Genomic DNA, 376 nt, shown 5'->3' with positions numbered 1-376 from the left:
GTTGTTTGGGTGTGTAATTTCTTTATTCTTTTGTGTTTTGTGTAGTTCACGCCGACACAACTGCGAGGGACAGGCTGTTTTTTGTTTATTCTTGTTGTTGTGTTGGTTGTGTGTTCGTTATTTAGGGCGCATGGTGGATGCCTTGGCATGCTGAGCCGATGAAGGACGTGAAAGGCTGCGTTAAGCCTCGGGGAGTTGTCAATTAAGCGTTGATCCGAGGATGTCCGAATGGGGAAACCTGGCACTTGTTATGGAGTGTTACCCTTCAGTGAATTCATAGCTGTTGTGGGGGTTGACGCGGGGAAGTGAAACATCTCAGTACCCGTAGGAGAAGAAAATAATAATGATTCTGCTAGTAGTGGCGAACGAACGTGGA

General features: G+C 46.5%; 1 rRNA gene. It reads left to right on the top strand.

Features of this window, described 5'->3' with window-relative positions:
* Positions 1-110: 110 nt before the first annotated feature.
* Positions 111-376: ribosomal RNA gene (locus HMPREF2724_RS00160) — 23S ribosomal RNA — on the top strand; the annotation flags it as partial.

The organism is Corynebacterium sp. HMSC071F07, assembly GCF_001810285.1.
GTDB classification, from domain to species: Bacteria; Actinomycetota; Actinomycetes; order Mycobacteriales; family Mycobacteriaceae; genus Corynebacterium; species Corynebacterium simulans.
The sequence above is the reverse complement of the archived record's forward strand: the minus strand, read 5'-3'. Positions and strand labels throughout refer to the sequence as shown.